Source organism: Cryobacterium sp. PH31-AA6 (assembly GCF_030063195.1).
Lineage (GTDB): Bacteria > Actinomycetota > Actinomycetes > Actinomycetales > Microbacteriaceae > Cryobacterium.
Genome location: NZ_JASISS010000010.1, coordinates 38,795 through 57,015, shown reverse-complemented (window position 1 = coordinate 57,015; position 18,221 = coordinate 38,795). Strand labels below are relative to the sequence as shown.

Below are 18,221 nucleotides of genomic sequence, written 5' to 3'. Positions count from 1 at the left end.
AAGGCCCATTTTCGGCCGATGTCGGCGGAAATTATCGAAATTGCAGGAGTTATGCACGACGGACGGATGTGGTCTACTCGTTGCATGAGCGTTGCGCCCGAGATTGTCGCCGAGGCCTACCGGCTGGCGGATGCCGCTGCCGAGGCGGCCGGCGTGACCGTGCGGATGGCCGAATCCGGCGACATGGCCCCGGTCATCGGTCTGTTCGAGCGCACCTGGGGGGCGGGGCGCAGCCCGGACCGGTCGATGCTCCTCGCCCTCGACTACGCCGGGAACACCGTGCTGATCGCCAGCGAGGGCGGCAAGGCGGTCGGCGCGACGCTGGGCTTCCTCGGCTGGAGCGACGGCGTCCACCTGCACTCTCACATGGCCGCGGTCGTGCCGTGGCGGCGCAGCGGCGGCGTCGGCTACGCCCTCAAGCTCTTCCAACGGGCGGTCTGCCTCGAGCATGGCGTCACCGAGATGCGCTGGACCTTTGACCCCTTGATCAGGCGCAACGCGCACTTCAACCTGGTCAAGCTGGGCGCGGAAGTCGTGCGGTTCCTGCCCGACTTCTACGGGCGTCTGGATGACGTCATCACCGGCAGCGACCGGAGCGACCGCTTCGAGGTGCGTTGGCTGCTCGTGTCCGCGCGGGTGACGGATGCCCTCGCCGGCACCCCGCGACCGATCGGGGAGGCGCGCCTGCGACTGCCGCTCGACGTCGACTACGAGCGGCTGCGGGCCGACGACCCGGCCGCCGCGAGCAGCCTGCGCGCGCGCTCCCGGGCGCTGTTCACGGAGGCTCTGGGCCAGGGCCTCCGCGCCGAGCTGGACGCCGACTCCGGGTACGTCTTCATGTCGCCGACCCCATAGGCGACGACGGATGCGCCGAAGCCCGACCCGGCTCCCGAACCGGCCCGACCGGTCGGTTCGGATTCCCCGACCGCGCAGGGCCTCCCGGGTCTAGGATTCAGGCCATGAACCCGAGCGAACCCGTGGACCAGGTATCGGAGCTGAAGGCCCAGGCGGAGGCCGCGATCGCCGCCGCCCGGTCGGCCCAGGCCGAGGCGGGGGCGGCCGTCGCGCGCGCCGAAGCCGCCCAGAGCGCCGCCCAGGCTACCGCTGCGCAGGCCGCCGCCACCGCCGAAGCCGCCGCCGCAGCCGCCGCCGCGGCACCGCCGGCCACCGAAGCCACCGCAGCCGCCGCCGCCGCCGCCGCAGCCGCCGCAGCCCCCGCCACCGCCACCGCAGCCCCCGCCCCCGCAGCCGCAGCGGCTCAGCCGGCCGATGGCCCCCTGGGCGCAGCGCAGGTGGAGGCCATCCGCGCCGGTTACAGCTTCGATGGCCCCGCGCTCGAAATGGGGGCCCTGGTCAACGGTGAGGCCCGCGCGGACGTGCCCGTGCGCATCCCGCTGGCGATGACCAACCGGCACGGCCTGGTCGCCGGTGCCACCGGAACGGGCAAGACCAAGACCCTGCAGATGCTCGCCGAGCAACTCTCCGCCCACGGGGTGTCCGTGTTCGCGGCCGACATCAAGGGGGACCTCTCCGGCATCGCCACCGCGGGCACCCCGAGCGCGAAACTGCTGGCCCGCACCGAGGGCATCGGCCAGGACTGGTCGGGCACGGCGTCACCCACCGAGTACTTCTCGCTCGGCGGCGTCGGCCGCGGCGTGCCGGTGCGCGCAACGGTCGCCGGCTTCGGCCCGTTGCTGCTGAGCAAGGTGCTCGGCCTCAACGACACCCAGGAGTCCAGCCTCGGCCTCGTCTTCCACTACGCCGACCAGGCCGGCCTGCCCCTGCTCGACCTGACCGACCTGCGGGCCGTGCTCAGTTACCTGATCAGCGACGCCGGCAAGGGCGAACTCACCGAGCTCGGTGGGCTGTCCCCGGCCACGGTCGGTGTCATCCTGCGTGAACTCATTGTCTTCGCCAACGAGGGCGCCGATGTCTTCTTCGGCGAGCCGGAGATCGATACCGCCGAGTTCCTCCGCACCACGGCCGACGGTCGGGGCATGATCAGTCTGCTCGAGGTGCCCGGCGTCGCCGACAAGCCCGCCCTTTTTTCGACCTTCCTGATGTGGCTGCTGGCCGACCTGTTCAACGACCTGCCGGAGGTCGGCGACCTCGACAAGCCCAAACTGGTCTTCTTCTTCGACGAGGCACACCTCCTGTTCACGGACGCGTCGAAGGACTTCCTCGCCTCGATCACCCAGACCGTGCGGCTGATCCGGTCCAAGGGCGTCGGCATCTTCTTCGTCACCCAGACTCCGAAGGACGTGCCGGGCGAGGTGCTCGCCCAGCTCGGCTCCCGGGTGCAGCACCAGCTGCGGGCGTTCACCCCGGATGACGCCAAGGCCCTCCGAGCGACCGTCTCCACCTACCCGAACTCGGGCTACGACCTCGAGGAGGTGCTCACCGTGCTCGGCATCGGCGAGGCCATCGTCACGGTGATGAACGAGAAGGGAGCCCCGAGCCCCGTCGCCTGGACCCGCCTCCGGGCGCCGCAGGGTTCGATGTCGCCGACCCCGGCGGAGCAGATCGACGCGACCGTCTCGGCCTCCCCGCTGCTCGCCGTCTACGGTGCCGCGATCGACCGGGACTCGGCGCGGGAGATGCTCGCGAACAAGCTGGAGTCCGCAAACAAGGTCGCGCTCGCCGAGCAGGCCGCCCTCGACCGTGCAGAGGCCGCCGCCGAGCTGGAGAAGCAGGCGGATGCCGCCGAAGCGCAACAGGCACAGGCGCAGAAGAAGGCGCAGGCCGAGTACGACCGCCTGATGAAGCAGACGCAGGGCTCGGCCCGCGCTCGCACGACGTCACGCCCGCAGAAGAGCGTGCTCGAAGAGGTGCTCGGGTCATCCGTGACCAGGACGATTCTCACCGGAGTCGTCAGCGGCATCTTCGGCACCCGGCGCCGGCGGTGATGGCCGCCGGACGGGCTCACCCCGTGTGGTGGGTGAGGCGGCGCTCGAACCAGTAGAGCAGTTCGGGGCGCACCCGGTTGAGGTCTCGCAGGGTCATCGGCTCCGGCACGCGCACGACCGGCGCGTCGAGCATCTCGACCACGGTCTCCATCGCGCCACGGGAGTAGTACTGTCCGCGCATCCGGATCAGCAGTCTCCCGTCGGTGCCGGTGAGGAAGAGCTGCGGATGCGTGTCCATCGCGCCGCTCTGGTACAGGTCGAGCAGTACGACACTACCGATCTCATCCGCGGCGAATTCGGTGACGCGGCCGAGGAAGCCGCGCTCGGAGATGCCCTCGGTGTCCACCCAGATCACCGTGCGGTAGAACGCAATCGTCCCAACCAGGCAGAGGGCCACCACGACAAGGTCGGCGACAGCGACCGGCTGCCAGGAGTTCGTGGGAATGGTCAGCCAGTACAGTACCGCCGACAACGGTGCGATCAGGGCGAGAACGGACAGGGCGGACTGCAGCAGCAGTCGCCCGTGGGGTCGCAGGGCGTGAGCGCGCGTGCGCACCCCTCTGCTGAACATCACCCGTAGTTCCCCCTTGCCGGTGTAGTCAGATTATCGCGGATTCGGCCGTCGTGTACCAGCCACCGAACCGGGGGTCACCGGGGGGAGCCGGCCCCGATAGCAACCCGTGACCATTCCTTCCGCGATCGTAAGCCCAGCGGGAGGACAACACTCCTATAGTGAGCAGGTGAATGTCCGCGCGACGCAACGCCGCACCCGGCGGCTGGGGGTCCGGCTGCATCCGGCCCAGGTCGTCGCAGCCGCCTTCGCCACGACGATCCTGATCGGCACCGGCCTGCTGATGCTCCCGATATCCACACCGGGCGAAGGGGGCGCCACCTTCTTCGACGCGATCTTCACCGCGACCTCCGCGGTCTGCGTGACCGGGCTGATCGTCGTCGACACCGCCACCCAGTGGTCCGGTTTCGGACAGGTGGTCATCCTGTTGCTGATCCAGGTCGGCGGCCTCGGAATCATGACCTTCGCATCGGTGATCGGGCTCGCGGTGATGCGCAAGCTGTCGCTGCGCTCCCGGATCACGGCGGCCGCGGAGGCGAAAAGCGTGGGCCTTGACGACGTCAAGGGACTCGTCTTCGGCGTCGTGCGGATGACACTGGTCATCGAGGCGAGTGCCGCGCTGTTGCTCAGCCTCCGCTTCCTGCTCGGCTACGGCGAGCCGCTCGGCCGCGCCGTGTGGCTGGGAGTGTTCCACTCCGTCTCCGCGTTCAACAACGCCGGGTTCGCGCTGTTTCCGGACAGTCTCATCTCGTACGCGACGGACCCGTACATCTGCCTCCCGATCGCCGCGGCCGTGATCCTCGGCGGCCTGGGCTTCCCGGTGATCGTGCAGTTGCGCCGGCACCTCCGAACGCCCCGCCGGTGGAACATGAACACGCGCCTGGTGCTGGCCGGCACCCTCACCCTCCTCGTCGGCGGCACCGCGTATCTCACCATCGTGGGGTGGTCCAACCCGGCCACTCTCGGGCCGCTCGATTGGCCGAGCAAGCTCCTGGTCGGTTTCTTCCAGTCCGTGCAGGCGCGCACGGCCGGGTTCAACAGCGTCGACACGGGTGCGATGGACTCGGCCAGCCTGCTCGGCACCGACATCCTGATGCTGATCGGTGGCGGCCCCGCCGGAACGGCCGGCGGAATCAAAATCACCACCTTCGGGGTGTTGTTCTTCATCCTCCTCGCGGAGGTGCGCGGCGATACCGCCGTGAACGTGTTCGGCAAACGGCTCTCCCGCGCCGTGCACCGCCAGGCCATCACGATCGTGCTGCTGGCCGTTGCGGTGGTCACCGCGTCGACGGCGGCCCTGATGCTGATGACCGATATCAGCATGGACAAGCTGCTGTTCGAGGTGATCTCGGCCTTCGGCACCGTCGGCCTGTCCACCGGGATCACGGCCGGACTTCCCGAGCCGGGCAAGATCATCCTGATGCTGCTCATGTTCATCGGCCGACTGGGGCCGATCACCTTCGCGTCGGCGCTCGCCCTCCGCGAACGCCCGACGGCATACGAGCTACCGAAAGAGAGGCCGATCATTGGCTAAGTTCTCCCTGTTTGGGTCGCACGACCCCGCCCGTATCGCCGAATCGGAATCGGTGGTCGTGATCGGCCTCGGCCGGTTCGGCAGCTCCCTCGCCCTCGAACTGATGGAAAGCGGCACCGAGGTGCTCGGCATCGACGGCGACGAAGACATTGTTCAGGCACACAACGGGCTGCTCACCCACGTCGTACGCGCCGACTCGACCAGGGAGGAAACCCTCAGACAGCTGTCCGTGACCGAATTCCCCAGCGCAGTCGTGGCGATCGGCGGCGACATCCAGGCGAACATCCTCACCGCGTCGCTGCTGCTCAAACTCGGCGTCCCCAATATCTGGGCGAAGGCGGTCAGCGACCCGCACGGCGAGATCCTGCAGCAGCTGGGGGTCGGTCACGTCATCTACCCCGAGAAGGACATGGGTAAAAGGGTTGCCCACCTGGTTCGCGGGGTGATGCAGGACTACATCGAGATCGGCGAGAACTTCGCCCTCGTGAAGACGACCCCGCCGCGGGAGATCATCGGCGTGCCGCTCGGCAAGACCCGTATCCGGCCCAATCACGGGGTCACGGTCACCGCGTTCAACCGGGACGGCGTGTGGAGCTACACGACCCTGGAGACCGTGATCGCGGCGACCGACATCATCCTGATCGCGGGGGAGTCCAGGCGGGTCGAGGCGTTCAGCCGGCTGATCTGACCGGCCCTGGGCTTTCGACTGCGGGTAGGCTCGGCCCAATGAGTGCAGCAGCAGCCCGGTTCGTGATGGACGCCGAGCCGGGAACCCGGATCGTCGTGCGGCGGCGCATCGAGGGCGGGGTGACGGATGCCGTCGGCTACCTGCGCTCCTGTGACGAGTCCGAGTGCGTGGTCGAGACCAAACGCGGCCTCGTCTCGATCGCGCTGGCGGACATCGTCGCGGCGAAAGAGGTGCCGCCGCCGCCGGCGCCGCGGCCGCGCCGCCGCCTGGACGACTGAGCAAAGCCCCGGTGAGCGAGCCTGTCGACATCACGCGCCGGGTCTCGACAGGCTCGACCACCGGTGATTGAGCCTGTCGACATCACGCGCCCGGTCTCGACGGGCGCGACCACCGGTGATTGAGCTCGTCGAAATCACGCGCCGGGTCTTGACGGGCTTGATGCCGGTGATGGAGCTTGTCGAAATCACGGGCCGGGTCTTGACGGGCTTGATGCCGGTGATTGAGCTCGTCGAAATCACAGGGCGGGTCTCGACGGGCGCGACCACCGGTGATTGAGCGTGTCGAAATCACGCGCCGGGTCTTGACGGGCTTGATGCCGGTGATTGAGCGTGTCGAAATCACGCGCGGGGTCTTGACGGGCGCGATGCCGGTGATTGAGCTTGTCGAAATCACGCGCCGGGTCTCGACAGGCTTGATGCCGGTGATTGAGCTCGTCGAAATCACGCGCGGGGTCTTGACGGGTGCGATGCCGGTGATTGAGCTTGTCGAAATCACGCGCGGGTTCTCGACAGGCTCGACCACCGGGGTGACGTGTCTTCTTGGCGGAGAATGGGGGATTCGAACGCCGCGAGTGGGCACTGTGCGCGCACCGGGGTGACGTGTCTTCTTGGCGGAGAATGGGGGATTCGAACGCCGCGAGTGGGCACTGTGCGCGCACCGGGGTGACGTGTCTTCTTGGCGGAGAATGGGGGATTCGAACCCCCGAGGGCTCTCACCCAACACGCTTTCCAAGCGTGCGCCATAGGCCACTAGGCGAATTCTCCTGGCCGGCCGTATCCGTGAGGAACGGCCAAGAAAGAATCTTACCTGTTTCCGGGGGCCGCTGTCACACCGGGCCGGGATCGGCGGCAATTGCCCCGCGGTCGCCGGGTTTTGGGGCGGGGGTTTTTCCGCCTAAACTGGCAGTCGGCTCCTCGCGTGGCGCCATCTCGGCCAACTCCCCCAGGACGGAAACGTAGCAAGGGTAACCGGGCTCTGGTGGGTGCGCGAGGAGTCTTTTTTGCGCCTGTGACCGGCGGTCGGCCCCGGTTTTACGCGCCGAAACAGCCCGAATGCCGTTAGCCATGATAACGATTCCGCATTTTCTTCTAGGATGGTATGGCGCAGATAACGCCCCGATAGTGCCTGGAGGCACCCATGGTTGAATCGTCCGGTAAATCCTTCGTCTGGCCTCAGCGCCAGACGCAACCGCTGAGTGCAGAAGCCCTCGCCAGCGTCGACGCCTGGTGGCGGGCGGCAAATTATCTTGCGGTCGGGCAGATTTACCTGCTGGACAACCCGTTATTGCGTGAACCCCTTAATCGTGACCACATTAAACCGCGCCTGCTGGGCCACTGGGGTACGACCCCGGGGCTCAACTTCCTCTACGCCCACCTGAACCGGGCCATCCAGGAACGCGCCATCAGTACCCTTTATGTCACCGGCCCCGGCCACGGCGGTCCCGGCATGGTCGCCAACGCCTACCTCGACGGCACCTATACCGAGATCTACTCCGGCATCGACCAGACCGAACGCGGCGTCAAGGCCTTGTTCCGTCAGTTCTCCTTCCCGGGCGGCATCCCCAGCCATGCCTCGCCCGAGACTCCCGGTTCCATCCACGAGGGCGGCGAGCTCGGCTACGCGCTCAGCCACGCCTACGGTGCGGCCTTCGACAACCCGAACCTGCTCGTCGCCGCCGTCGTCGGTGACGGCGAGGCCGAGACCGGTCCGCTCGCCACGAGCTGGCACTCGAACAAGTTCATCGACCCGCTCGTCGACGGGGTCGTGCTGCCGATCCTGCACCTCAACGGCTACAAGATCGCCAACCCCACCATCCTCGCCCGCATCCCGGAGGAGGAACTCCTCGACCTCATGCGCGGCTACGGCCACAAGCCCTACATCGTGTCGGGCGGCTTCAACGAGGAAGACCCGCTCCTCGTGCACCAGCGGATGGCGGAGACCCTCGACGAGGTGCTCAACGAGATCGCCGACATCAAGGCCCGCGCCCTGGCCGGCGACACCGAACGCCCACGCTGGCCGATGATCATCCTGCGCACCCCCAAGGGCTGGACCTGCCCGACCACGATCGACGGCGTCAAGGTCGTCGACTCCTGGCGTTCGCACCAGGTGCCGCTGAGCAACGCCCGCGACACGCTCGAACACACCCAGCTGCTCGAAGGCTGGCTCGCCTCCTACAAGCCGGAAGAACTCTTCGACGAGGCCGGCGCCCCGGTCGCGAAGATCACCGCCCTCGCCCCGGTCGGTGACCTGCGGATGAGCGCCAACCCGGTCTCCAACGGTGGCCTGCTGCGCACGGACCTTCGGCTGCCGAACTTCCGCGACTACGCGGTCGACGTGCCGTCGCCCGGCGCGACGACCGACGAGGCCACCAAGGTGCTCGGCACCTGGCTGGCCGACGTCATCCGCGACAACCCCGACAACTTCCGCATCTTCGGGCCGGACGAAACGGCATCCAACCGGCTCGCGCCGGCGGTGTTCGCGGCCACGGACAAGACCTGGAACGCCGAGTACCACCCGGGCGACACCAACCTCGACCGGGCCGGCCGGATCATGGAGATGCTCAGCGAGCACCAGTGCCAGGGCTGGCTCGAGGGCTACCTGCTCACCGGCCGCCACGGGCTGTTCAACTGCTACGAGGCGTTCATCCACATCGTCGACTCGATGTTCAACCAGCACGCCAAGTGGCTCAAGGTGACCCGCGAGATCCCGTGGCGCCGCTCGATCTCCAGCCTCAACTACCTGCTCTCCTCGCACGTCTGGCGTCAGGACCACAACGGGTTCTCGCACCAGGACCCGGGCTTCATCGACCATGTCGTGAACAAGAGCGCGGATGTCGTGCGCGTGTACCTGCCCTTCGACGCCAACACGTTGCTCTCCATCTACGACCACTGCCTGCGCAGCGTCGACTACGTGAACGTCGTCGTCGCCGGCAAGCAGCCAGCGCCGAACTGGCTCACCATGGACCAGGCCGTCGCGCACTGCGAGCGGGGCCTCGGCATCTTCGACTGGGCCGGCACCGAGATCACCGGCACCGAGCCGGATGTCGTGCTCGCCGCCGCCGGTGAGGTGCCGACCCTCGAGATCCTGGCCGCGGCCGCGATCCTGCGGGAGGCCATGCCCGAGCTCAAGGTGCGCGTGGTCAACGTCGTCGACCTGATGCGTCTGCAGTCAGAGGACGACCACCCGCACGGGCTCAGCGACGCCGAGTTCGACGCCTTCTTCACCGCCGACAAGCCGATCGTGTTCGCGTACCACGGCTACCCGTGGCTGATCCATCGCCTGACCTACAAGCGCCACGGACACGCCAACCTGCACGCCCGCGGGTACAAGGAAGAGGGCACCACCACGACCCCGTTCGACATGGTCATGCTCAACGACCTCGACCGGTACCACCTGGTGATGGACGTCATCGACCGCGTCCCCGGCCTCGGCGCCCGCGCCGGGCTGCTCCGCCAGGAGATGCAGGATGCCCGGCTTCGGGCCCGCACCTACACCCGTGACCACGGGGAAGACATCCCCGAGGTCACCGAATGGGTGTGGGACGCGCAGGGGACAGGAGCCGGCACCACCAATGCCGTCGCAACGGGCGGGGACAACGAATAATGGCCGACAGCGTCTACATCACCTCCGCCGAGGGCAACACCGGCAAGTCGACGATCGCGCTCGGCGTGCTCGACACCCTGCTCCGCTCGGTCGAAACGGTCGGCGTCTTCCGTCCGGTGGCCCGGTCGGTGAACCACCCCGACTACGTGCTCGAGCTGCTGCTCGCGCACCTGGCCAGCGGCTCGGCGAAGAGCACACCGCCGCTCAGCTATGACGAGTGCGTCGGCGTCAGCTACGACGACGTGCACTTCGACCCCGACGCGGCCCTGGGCCGCATCGTGGCCCGGTACAAGGCCGTCGAAGCGAAGTGCGACGCCGTCGTCGTCGTCGGCAGCGACTACACGGATGTCGGCAGCCCCACCGAGCTCGCCTTCAACCTCCGCGTCGCGGCCAACCTCGGCGTGCCGGTGCTGCTCGTGCTCGGCGGCCGGGTCGGTCCGGGCCAGGGCGAGGTGCTCAACCAGAGCGACCGGCTCGGCCAGAGCGACCCCCGCCGCCCGGAAGACATCCGTCAGCTGACCGACGTCTCCCTGGCCGAGCTGCGGGACGAACACGTCTCGCTGCTCGGGGTCGTGATCAACCGGGCCGACCCCGAACGGCTCGAGGAGCTCATCGGTGCGGTGCGGGGCGTGATCGACGCGCCGGGCAGCCAGCTGGCATCCGTGCCGGTCTGGGCGGTCCCCGAGGACCCCTACATCGTGGCCCCGAGCATGAAGAGCATCCTCAAGGCCACCAACGGCACCCTCGTCACCGGAGATCCGGCGCTGCTGTCACGGGAGGCACTCGGCGTGGTCGTCGCGGCCATGTCCATGGTCAATGTACTGCCGCGCCTCTTCGACGGTGCCGTCGTCGTCATCCCGAGCGACCGGCCGCAGGTGCTGCTCGCCGTGCTGATGGCGAACTCCTCGGCGACCTTCCCGTCGATCGCGGGAATCGTGCTCGTCGGCGGGTTCGCCCTGCCGGAGGAGATCGAACGCCTCGTCGACGGCCTCGCGCCGTCGGTGCCGATCATCCGCACCGAACTCGGCTCCTATGAGGCCGCACTGAGGATCACGCACACCCCGGGCCGGATGGCGGCGGACTCGCAGCGCAAGCACGACACCGCGCTGGCCCTGTTCGAAGGCAATGTGGACGCATCCGTGCTGCTCGACCGGCTCCGGGTGAGCCGCGCCGACGTCGTGACACCGCTCATGTTCGAGTACACCCTGCTCGAGCGGGCCAGGATGAACCGCAAGCGCATCGTGATGCCCGAGGGGGACGACGACCGCATCCTGCGGGCCGCCGCCACCCTGCTCGCCCGCGATGTGGCCGACATCACCATCCTCGGCGAGGAGTTCGAGGTGCGGTCCCGGGCGATCGGCCTGGGCCTGGACCTCTCCAAGGCCCAGGTGGTCAGCCCGTTCGACGACGTGCTGCGCACCCGGTTCGCGGAGGAATACGTGAAGCTGCGTGCGCACAAGGGCGTCACGATCGATCAGGCGATGGATGTCGTCACCGACGTGTCCTATTTCGGCACGATGATGGTGCAGCTCGGCCTCGCCGACGGCATGGTCTCCGGCGCCACCCACACCACGGCGCACACCATCCGGCCCAGTTTCGAGATCATCAAGACCCGGCCGGACACCTCGGTGGTCTCGAGCGTGTTCCTGATGGCGCTCGCCGACAAGGTGCTCGTCTACGGTGACTGCGCGGTCAACCCTGACCCCTCCGCGGAGCAGCTGGCCGACATCGCCATCTCGGCCTCCGAGACCGCGGTGGAGTTCGGAATCGAACCGCGCATCGCCATGCTCTCCTATTCGACCGGAGAATCGGGCAAGGGTGCGGACGTCGACAAGGTTCGGGCAGCGACGGCGCTCGTGCGCGAACGCCGCCCCGACCTGCTCATCGAGGGTCCGATCCAGTACGACGCGGCAGCGGATGCCGACGTCGCCGCCGCGAAAATGCCCGGCTCCGCCGTGGCCGGACGCGCGACGGTGTTCATCTTCCCCGACCTGAACACCGGCAACAACACCTACAAGGCCGTGCAGCGCAGTGCTGGCGCCCTGGCGATCGGCCCCGTCCTGCAGGGCCTTCGCAAACCCATTAATGATCTTTCCCGAGGAGCACTTGTGCAGGACATCGTCAACACCGTAGCCATCACCGCGATCCAGGCGGCGACACTGTCCGCCGTCGCCGCAGCCCAGACCTCGGCGGTGTCCGCATGAGCGCGGTGCTCGTGATCAACTCGGGTTCGTCGTCGTTCAAGTACCAGCTGATCGACATGGAAACCGAGACCGAGCTGGCCAGCGGCCTGGTCGAGCGCATCGGCGAGGCGAGCGGGCATGCCCGCCATGCCGCCGTCGGGTCCTCCCGCGTCGAGCAGACCCTGCCGATCCCCGACCACACGGCCGGTTTCGCCGTGATGCTCGCCGCGTTCGCCGTGAATGGGCCGCAGCTCGCCACGGCGGATGTCGTCGCCGTCGGCCACCGCGTCGTGCAGGGTGGCAGCGTCTTCCAGGGCCCGACCGTGATCGACGACGAGGTGCTCGCGCAGATCGGCGACCTCTCCGACCTCGCGCCGCTGCACAACCCGGCGCATATCCAGGGCATCAATGCGGCCCGCGTTCAGTTCCCGGATGTGCCGCACGTCGCCGTCTTCGACACCTCGTTCCACCAGACGATGGCACCGCCCGCCTACACCTACGCGATCCCGACCGCGCTCGCGGACGAGTACGGCATCCGCCGCTACGGCGCCCACGGCAGCTCGCACAAGTACGTGTCCGAGACGGCGGCCGAGTTCCTCGGGCGCCCGCTCGCCGAACTCAAGACGATCGTGCTGCACCTGGGCAACGGGGCGTCGGCGTGCGCCGTCGACGGCGGACGCTCGATCGACACCTCGATGGGACTGACCCCGCTGCAGGGGCTCGTCATGGGCACGCGTTCCGGCGACATCGACCCGGCCGTCTTGTTCCACCTGCACCGCAAGGCGGGGATGAGCATTGACGAGCTCGACACCCTGCTCAACAAGCAGAGCGGCATGCTCGGGATGACCGGCACCGGAGACATGCGCGACGTCGAAGACAACGCCGTGGCGGGGGATGCCGTCGCCCAGGCCGCGCTCGACGTCTACTACCACCGCATCCGCGGCTATGTCGGCAACTACATCGCCCAGCTGGGTGGCCTCGACGTGATCGTCTTCACGGCCGGGATCGGCGAGAACTCGGGAATCGTGCGGGCCGGCGCGCTTGCGGGCCTCGAGTTCCTCGGCATCGAGCTCGACCCGGCCCGGAACGACCCGTTCGCCCGCGAGGCCCGAGTGGTATCGACGGACGCCTCGAAGGTGACCGTGCTCGTCATCCCGACGAACGAGGAGCTGGAGATCGCCCGCCAGACCATGGCCGTAATCTAGCCCGCACACACTATCGAAACCCGCCTCCGACCCCGTCGAAGGCGGGTTTCGTCGTCCGGTGGCCCCGCCCGGTGGTCGAGCTCGTCGAGACCCGATCAGGCCGCTCCCGCCCCGGTGGTCGAGCTCGTCGAGACCCGACCAGGCCGCTCCCGCCCGGTGGTCGAGCTCGTCGAGACCCGACCAGGCCGCTCCCGCCCCGGGGTTGTGCATAACTCCTGCAAATTGGTGTCGGCGACCGGGGACGCCCGCGGATTTCCGGGCCTCCTGAACGGATGCGGAATCTTTAGCAGGAGTTATGCCCAATCCGGCCGGGCGGGGGTCTCGGCGGGCTCGACCTGCGGAGGTCAGCGTGTCAGCGGCAGCAAGTACGATTGACTCCGTGGTTACCGCCCTGTATCGCCGTTACCGGCCAGAGACTTTTGCCGAAATGATCGGTCAGTCACAGGTGACCGATCCGCTGATGACCGCCCTGCGCACCAACAGGGTCAATCATGCCTACCTCTTCAGTGGCCCCCGCGGCTGCGGCAAGACCACGTCGGCGCGCATTCTCGCCCGCTGCCTGAACTGCGCCGAAGGCCCGACCGACACCCCGTGCGGCGTCTGCCCGAGCTGCGTCGAGTTGTCCCGCGACGGCGGCGGCTCCCTCGACGTGGTCGAGATCGACGCGGCCAGCCACAACGGCGTCGATGACGCCAGGGACATCCGCGAGCGCGCCATTTTCGCGCCGGCCCGCGACCGCTACAAGATCTTCATCCTCGACGAGGCGCACATGGTCACCCCGCAGGGCTTCAACGCCCTGCTCAAGATCGTCGAAGAGCCGCCCGAACACGTCAAGTTCATCTTCGCGACGACCGAACCCGAAAAGGTGATCGGCACCATCCGGTCGCGCACGCACCACTACCCGTTCCGGCTGGTGCCGCCCGGGCCGATGCTCGAATACGTGCAGACGCTCTGCGAGAGCGAGACCATGACGGTTGCGCCTGGAGTGCTGCCGCTCGTCGTGCGCGCCGGCGGCGGCTCACCCCGCGACACCCTGTCGCTGCTCGACCAGCTGATGGCCGGCTCCGACGGTCACACCGTCGAATACGAGCGCGCGGTCGCGCTGCTCGGCTACACCAACGCCTCCCTGCTCGACGAGTCCATCGACGCGATCGCCGCGCGCGACTCCTCCGCCGCGTTCGACGCGGTCGACCGGGTGATCCAGACCGGGCAGGACCCGCGCCGCTTCGTCGAGGACCTGCTCGAGCGCATGCGCGACCTGATCATCGTCGCCGCAACGTCGGCCGCGGGTGCGGCGGCCGTGCTCCGTGGCGTGCCGCAGGACGAGCTCGACCGGATGGCCGTTCAGGCCGCGAAGTTCGGCCCGGCCGAACTGTCCCGCACCGCGGACATCCTCAACGCCGCCCTGACCGAGATGACCGGCGCGACCTCGCCCCGCCTTCACCTCGAACTCATGATCGCCCGAGTGCTCATCCCCGCGAGCGACGATTCCACTCGCGGCGCTCTCGCCCGCGTCGAACGACTCGAGCGCCGGATCGGCGTCGACGGCGCCGGGGCCGGGGCCGGCCCCGCACCCGCCGATGGCTCGGGCCGCGCCAACCCGAGGGCGGATGTCCCCGCCGTCACAGCGCCGGCCGTCCCCGCCTCAGCGCCGGCACCGCCCGCCGGTTTGCCGTCCACGGGTGCAGCGCCGGCGCCCCAGAGTGCAGCCGCAGCGAAGGCCGCAGCGCCTGAATCCAGCCCGGCGAAGGAGTCGAACAGCGCCGCCGCGCCCGCAACGCCTCCCGCGCCGGCATCCGTCACCGTGCGCCCGGTCGGACCGGTCACCTTCCAGCAGGTGAAGGATGCCTGGCCCGAAGTGCTCGAGGCCGTCCAGGCCGCGAAAACCAGCGCCTGGCTCGTGCTTTACACGGCCAAGGCCCTCGAGTTGCGCGAGGGTGATCTGCTCGTTCTGTCATTTCCGAGCCAGAAAGACGTCGAAGGCCTCAAGCAGCCGGCCGCGCCGGGCCAGGGAGTCGGCGATTTCCTCAAGCGCGCGATTAACGACGTGCTCGGCTTCACCCCCCGGCTCACCGCGCGCGTCGACCGCCCGGGCGGCCCCGACGGGCACGATGGGCGCGGGGGCAACGGCGCACCGTCCGCCCCGCCGACTCCCGCGGGCCCATCCGCCTCGGCCCGCACCGAGGAACGCGCCGTCCCGGAACGTGGCGGCGCCGAGACCAACCGCGGCGGAGTCGGGCGAGCCGCCGGCGGCGCGACCGTTCCGGCGACCGAGCCTGCGCCGCCCACCGACGACGACGCACCGCCGGAAGCCGACGACGCACCACCCGACACCGGGCCGGAGTCCGGAGATCGCTCGGGACCCGCCGCAGCACCCGCTTCCGCTTCGGAAACCGACGCGCCGTCGTCCCGGACGCTGACCGCCCCGGCGAGCCCCGCGCCGGCGACCCCCGCTCCGGCGACCCCCGCTCCGGCGACCCCCGCGCCGTCGACCCCCGCCCCGGCGACCCGCGCTCCGGCGACCCGCGCGCCGTCGGAACCGACCGGACCGGCGGTCACCGCTTGGGCCACCGCGGTCATCCCCGGTTCGGCGTCGGCCACCATCGGGCAGCCTGAGGCGCCGACCGCCGCGCAGCCGACCGCCGCGCAGCCGACCGCCGCGCAGCCGACCGCCGCGCAGCCGACCGCCGCGCAGCCGGCGCAGGCCGCACCAGCCCCGGCGCAGGCCGCGCCTCCCGCTCCCGCAGCGGCATCCGCCGCCACGGCTGTGCCGAGCGCATCGCCCGCCGGCGCGACCCACAACGACCCCGGGGCGCCCTCGTTCGACGACGAAGACGAGCCGCCGCCCTACGATGACGGCGATGTCCCGCAGGACGATGAGTACCCGCCCGACCGCTTCGTGCCCTCGCGTCGCGCGGCGTCCGTCGCCGTGGCAACGGTGGCTCCCGCAGGCACGGCCACCCGCACGGCGCCCACGGCGCCCACGGCGCCCGCCCCGGTCGGAGGCGCAGCCCGCCGCGGCCCGGCCTTCGCCGAGAAACAGCGCTACGGGGAGTCCGTCGTGCGCGAGATCCTCGGCGCGACCTTCCTCGAAGAACAAGAACACATCCCGGCATCCCGAAGCAGAGGCGACTAGTCCATGTACGAAGGCATCGTTCAGGAACTGATCGACGAACTCGGCCGGCTCCCCGGCATCGGCCCGAAGTCGGCCCAGCGCATCGCATTCCACATTCTGCAGACCGAACAGTTCGACGTGACCCGGCTGGCGAACGTGTTGCTCGAGGTGCGCGACAAGGTGCGGTTCTGCTCCATCTGCGGCAACGTGTCCGAACAGGAAACCTGCCTGATCTGCCGCGACCCCCGGCGCAACCCGGCCATGATCTGCGTCGTCGAAGAGGCCAAGGACGTCGTCGCCATCGAACGCACCCGGGAATTCAAGGGGCTCTACCACGTGCTCGGCGGGGCGATCAGCCCCATCGACGGCATCGGGCCCGACGACCTGCGCATCCGGCAGCTGATGCAGCGTCTCGCGGACAACACCGTGCAGGAAGTCATCATCGCCACCGACCCCAACCTGGAGGGCGAGGCAACCGCGACGTACCTGTCCCGGCTGCTCACCACCCTGGAGATCAAGGTCACCCGGCTCGCGTCGGGGCTCCCGGTCGGCGGTGACCTCGAATACGCCGACGAGGTCACCCTCGGCCGCGCCTTCGAGGGACGCCGCACCGTCACGCACTGACCGGCCCCAGCGTCACATTGCCGCCACCGAATACAAACGCATTTATGATGGAGTCTTGGGCTGTGACCGCCTACTCGATGTTCAGGAGACCTACGTGAGCTTGATCGTGCAGAAGTTCGGCGGATCGTCCGTCGCCGACGCCGAGAGCATCAAGCGCGTCGCCAAGCGCATCGTCGATACCCGCAAGGCCGGCAACGAGGTTGTCGTCGCGGTCTCCGCAATGGGCGACTCCACCGACGAACTGCTCGACCTGGCCCACCAGGTCACCCCGATCCCCGCCCCGCGCGAGCTCGACATGCTCCTCACCGCGGGTGAGCGCATCTCGATGGCGCTGCTGGCGATGGCGATCAAGAGCATGGGCTACGACGCCCGCTCCTTCACCGGCAGCCAGGCCGGCATGATCACGGATGCCCACCACGGCGCCGCGCGCATCGTCGACGTGACCCCCGGACGCATCCGCGACGCTCTCGACGACGGAGCCGTCGCGATCGTCGCCGGCTTCCAGGGCTTCAACCGCGACACCAAGGACATCACCACGCTCGGCCGCGGCGGCTCGGACACCACCGCCGTCGCCCTCGCCGCCGCACTGGGCGCCGATATCTGCGAGATCTACACGGATGTCGACGGCATCTTCACCGCCGACCCGCGCGTCGTGCCGCGCGCACGCAAGCTCGACCGGATCACCAGCGAGGAAATGCTCGAGTTGGCCGCCGCTGGCGCGAAGGTCCTCTACATTCGCGCGGTGGAATATGCCCGCAGGCACGGCGTGACGCTGCACGTGCGGTCGTCATTCAGTAACAACGTCGGCACGATCGTCTACAACTCGGAGACGACGAGCCCGAACGCCCCCATTCCCATCTCGTCGGTCCCCGAGGCCGCACAGTCCCATCCCGCAGCCACGAATGGAGAGCCAGTGGAAGAGCCCATCATCGCCGGGGTCGCCGCAGACCTGAGCGAAGCCAAGGTCACGGTCGTCGGCGTTCCCGACATCCCCGGCAAGGCGGCACAGATCTTCAAGATCGTCGCAAAGACGAACGCGAACGTCGACATGATCGTGCAGAACGTCTCCGCGGCATCCACGGGGCTCACGGACATTTCCTTCACCCTGCCCAAGTCAGAGGGCCAGCAGGTGCTCACCGCGCTGAGCAACGAGCAGACCAACGTGGGCTTCGCCGGCCTGCAGTACGACGACCAGATCGGCAAGCTCGCCCTGGTCGGAGCCGGGATGCGCACCAACACCGGTGTCTCGGCTCGCCTGTTCGAAGCGCTCTTCGAGGCCGGGATCAACATCGAAATGATCTCGACCAGCGAGATCCGCATCTCCGTCGTCACCCGGGCCGACACCATCAACGAGGCGCTCCGGGTGGTGCACACGGCCTTCGGGCTCGACGCCGCCGACGACGCCATCGTGCACGGCGGCACCGGCCGCTAGCCGCGCCGCAAACCGCAGCCCCCTAGTGGCGCCGGCTCCCGTGTGGCTAACTCAGGAGAATCGGCCCGCATCGGCCCGAAA

Annotated in this window: 13 protein-coding genes, 1 tRNA gene and 1 other RNA gene; 12 read left to right on the top strand and 3 right to left on the bottom strand. The window is 68.8% G+C overall.

The genetic code is table 11. The features are described 5' to 3' along the window. The first annotated feature begins 84 nt into the window (after positions 1–84). A complete protein-coding gene (locus QMG61_RS09165) occupies positions 85–855 on the top strand; it encodes a hypothetical protein (protein ID WP_283494037.1) in 771 nt (256 codons plus the stop codon). A gap of 104 nt (positions 856–959) precedes the next feature. Next, positions 960–2,906 (top strand): helicase HerA-like domain-containing protein, encoded by a 1,947-nt coding sequence (locus QMG61_RS09160; protein WP_283494036.1) that lies wholly within the window; start codon positions 960–962, stop codon positions 2,904–2,906. Between the two features lie 16 nt (positions 2,907–2,922). Here the strand turns inward: QMG61_RS09160 and QMG61_RS09155 are convergent, their stop codons facing one another. Beyond that, positions 2,923–3,480, bottom strand: coding sequence for a hypothetical protein (locus QMG61_RS09155; protein WP_283494035.1), 558 nt, complete (start codon positions 3,478–3,480; stop codon positions 2,923–2,925). 166 nt (positions 3,481–3,646) lie between these two features. Here QMG61_RS09155 and QMG61_RS09150 point away from each other — a divergent pair, with 166 nt between their 5' ends. From QMG61_RS09150 to QMG61_RS09140, 3 genes are read left to right on the top strand one after another with little or no spacing between them, the layout of a single operon-like run. Beyond that, positions 3,647–5,011: a TrkH family potassium uptake protein gene (locus QMG61_RS09150; protein ID WP_283494034.1), complete on the top strand. Its 1,365-nt coding sequence runs from the start codon at positions 3,647–3,649 to the stop codon at positions 5,009–5,011. Continuing rightward, on the top strand, positions 5,004–5,699 hold the full coding sequence (locus QMG61_RS09145; RefSeq protein WP_283494033.1) for a potassium channel family protein: 696 nt from the start codon (positions 5,004–5,006) through the stop codon (positions 5,697–5,699). The genes QMG61_RS09150 and QMG61_RS09145 overlap by 8 nt, the downstream gene beginning before the upstream one ends. Before the next feature lie 38 nt (positions 5,700–5,737). Then, positions 5,738–5,977 (top strand): putative acetyltransferase, encoded by a 240-nt coding sequence (locus QMG61_RS09140; protein WP_283494032.1) that lies wholly within the window; start codon positions 5,738–5,740, stop codon positions 5,975–5,977. A gap of 82 nt (positions 5,978–6,059) precedes the next feature. Here the strand turns inward: QMG61_RS09140 and QMG61_RS09135 are convergent, their stop codons facing one another. Both QMG61_RS09135 and QMG61_RS09130 read right to left on the bottom strand, forming a co-directional pair. Continuing rightward, entirely contained in the window at positions 6,060–6,500 is a 441-nt protein-coding gene (locus QMG61_RS09135) for a hypothetical protein (RefSeq protein ID WP_283494031.1), read from the bottom strand. Positions 6,501–6,654: 154 nt separating this feature from the next. After that, positions 6,655–6,742: transfer RNA gene (locus QMG61_RS09130), tRNA-Ser, on the bottom strand. 141 nt (positions 6,743–6,883) lie between these two features. Between QMG61_RS09130 and ffs the strand changes: the two genes are divergently transcribed. From ffs to QMG61_RS09095, 7 genes are all read left to right on the top strand, one after another. Beyond that, positions 6,884–6,980, top strand: an RNA gene (gene ffs, locus QMG61_RS09125) — signal recognition particle sRNA small type. A gap of 135 nt (positions 6,981–7,115) precedes the next feature. Continuing rightward, a complete protein-coding gene (locus QMG61_RS09120) occupies positions 7,116–9,581 on the top strand; it encodes a phosphoketolase family protein (RefSeq protein WP_283494030.1) in 2,466 nt (821 codons plus the stop codon). Beyond that, complete coding sequence (pta, locus tag QMG61_RS09115; protein WP_283494029.1) at positions 9,581–11,785, top strand: phosphate acetyltransferase; 2,205 nt, start codon at positions 9,581–9,583, stop codon at positions 11,783–11,785. Before QMG61_RS09120 ends, pta begins: the two co-directional genes overlap by 1 nt. Continuing rightward, positions 11,782–12,969: an acetate/propionate family kinase gene (locus tag QMG61_RS09110; RefSeq protein WP_283494028.1), complete on the top strand. Its 1,188-nt coding sequence runs from the start codon at positions 11,782–11,784 to the stop codon at positions 12,967–12,969. The genes pta and QMG61_RS09110 overlap by 4 nt, the downstream gene beginning before the upstream one ends. Positions 12,970–13,348: 379 nt before the next feature. After that, complete coding sequence (locus tag QMG61_RS09105; protein WP_283494027.1) at positions 13,349–16,105, top strand: DNA polymerase III subunit gamma and tau; 2,757 nt, start codon at positions 13,349–13,351, stop codon at positions 16,103–16,105. Positions 16,106–16,108: 3 nt separating this feature from the next. Beyond that, positions 16,109–16,708, top strand: coding sequence for a recombination mediator RecR (recR, locus tag QMG61_RS09100; RefSeq protein WP_134507565.1), 600 nt, complete (start codon positions 16,109–16,111; stop codon positions 16,706–16,708). Positions 16,709–16,802: 94 nt separating this feature from the next. Next, positions 16,803–18,140: an aspartate kinase gene (locus QMG61_RS09095; RefSeq protein ID WP_283494026.1), complete on the top strand. Its 1,338-nt coding sequence runs from the start codon at positions 16,803–16,805 to the stop codon at positions 18,138–18,140. The last annotated feature ends 81 nt before the right edge of the window (positions 18,141–18,221 follow it).

What these genes read in the sequence shown, in the direction of transcription:
- QMG61_RS09165 (WP_283494037.1), top strand. Translation starts at nt 85, where the DNA reads ATGAGCGTTGCGCCCGAGATTGTCGCCGAGGCCTACCGGCTGGCGGAT.
- QMG61_RS09160 (WP_283494036.1), top strand. Translation starts at nt 960, where the DNA reads ATGAACCCGAGCGAACCCGTGGACCAGGTATCGGAGCTGAAGGCCCAG.
- QMG61_RS09140 (WP_283494032.1), top strand. Translation starts at nt 5,738, where the DNA reads ATGAGTGCAGCAGCAGCCCGGTTCGTGATGGACGCCGAGCCGGGAACC.
- QMG61_RS09120 (WP_283494030.1), top strand. Translation starts at nt 7,116, where the DNA reads ATGGTTGAATCGTCCGGTAAATCCTTCGTCTGGCCTCAGCGCCAGACG.
- pta (WP_283494029.1), top strand. Translation starts at nt 9,581, where the DNA reads ATGGCCGACAGCGTCTACATCACCTCCGCCGAGGGCAACACCGGCAAG.
- QMG61_RS09110 (WP_283494028.1), top strand. Translation starts at nt 11,782, where the DNA reads ATGAGCGCGGTGCTCGTGATCAACTCGGGTTCGTCGTCGTTCAAGTAC.
- recR (WP_134507565.1), top strand. Translation starts at nt 16,109, where the DNA reads ATGTACGAAGGCATCGTTCAGGAACTGATCGACGAACTCGGCCGGCTC.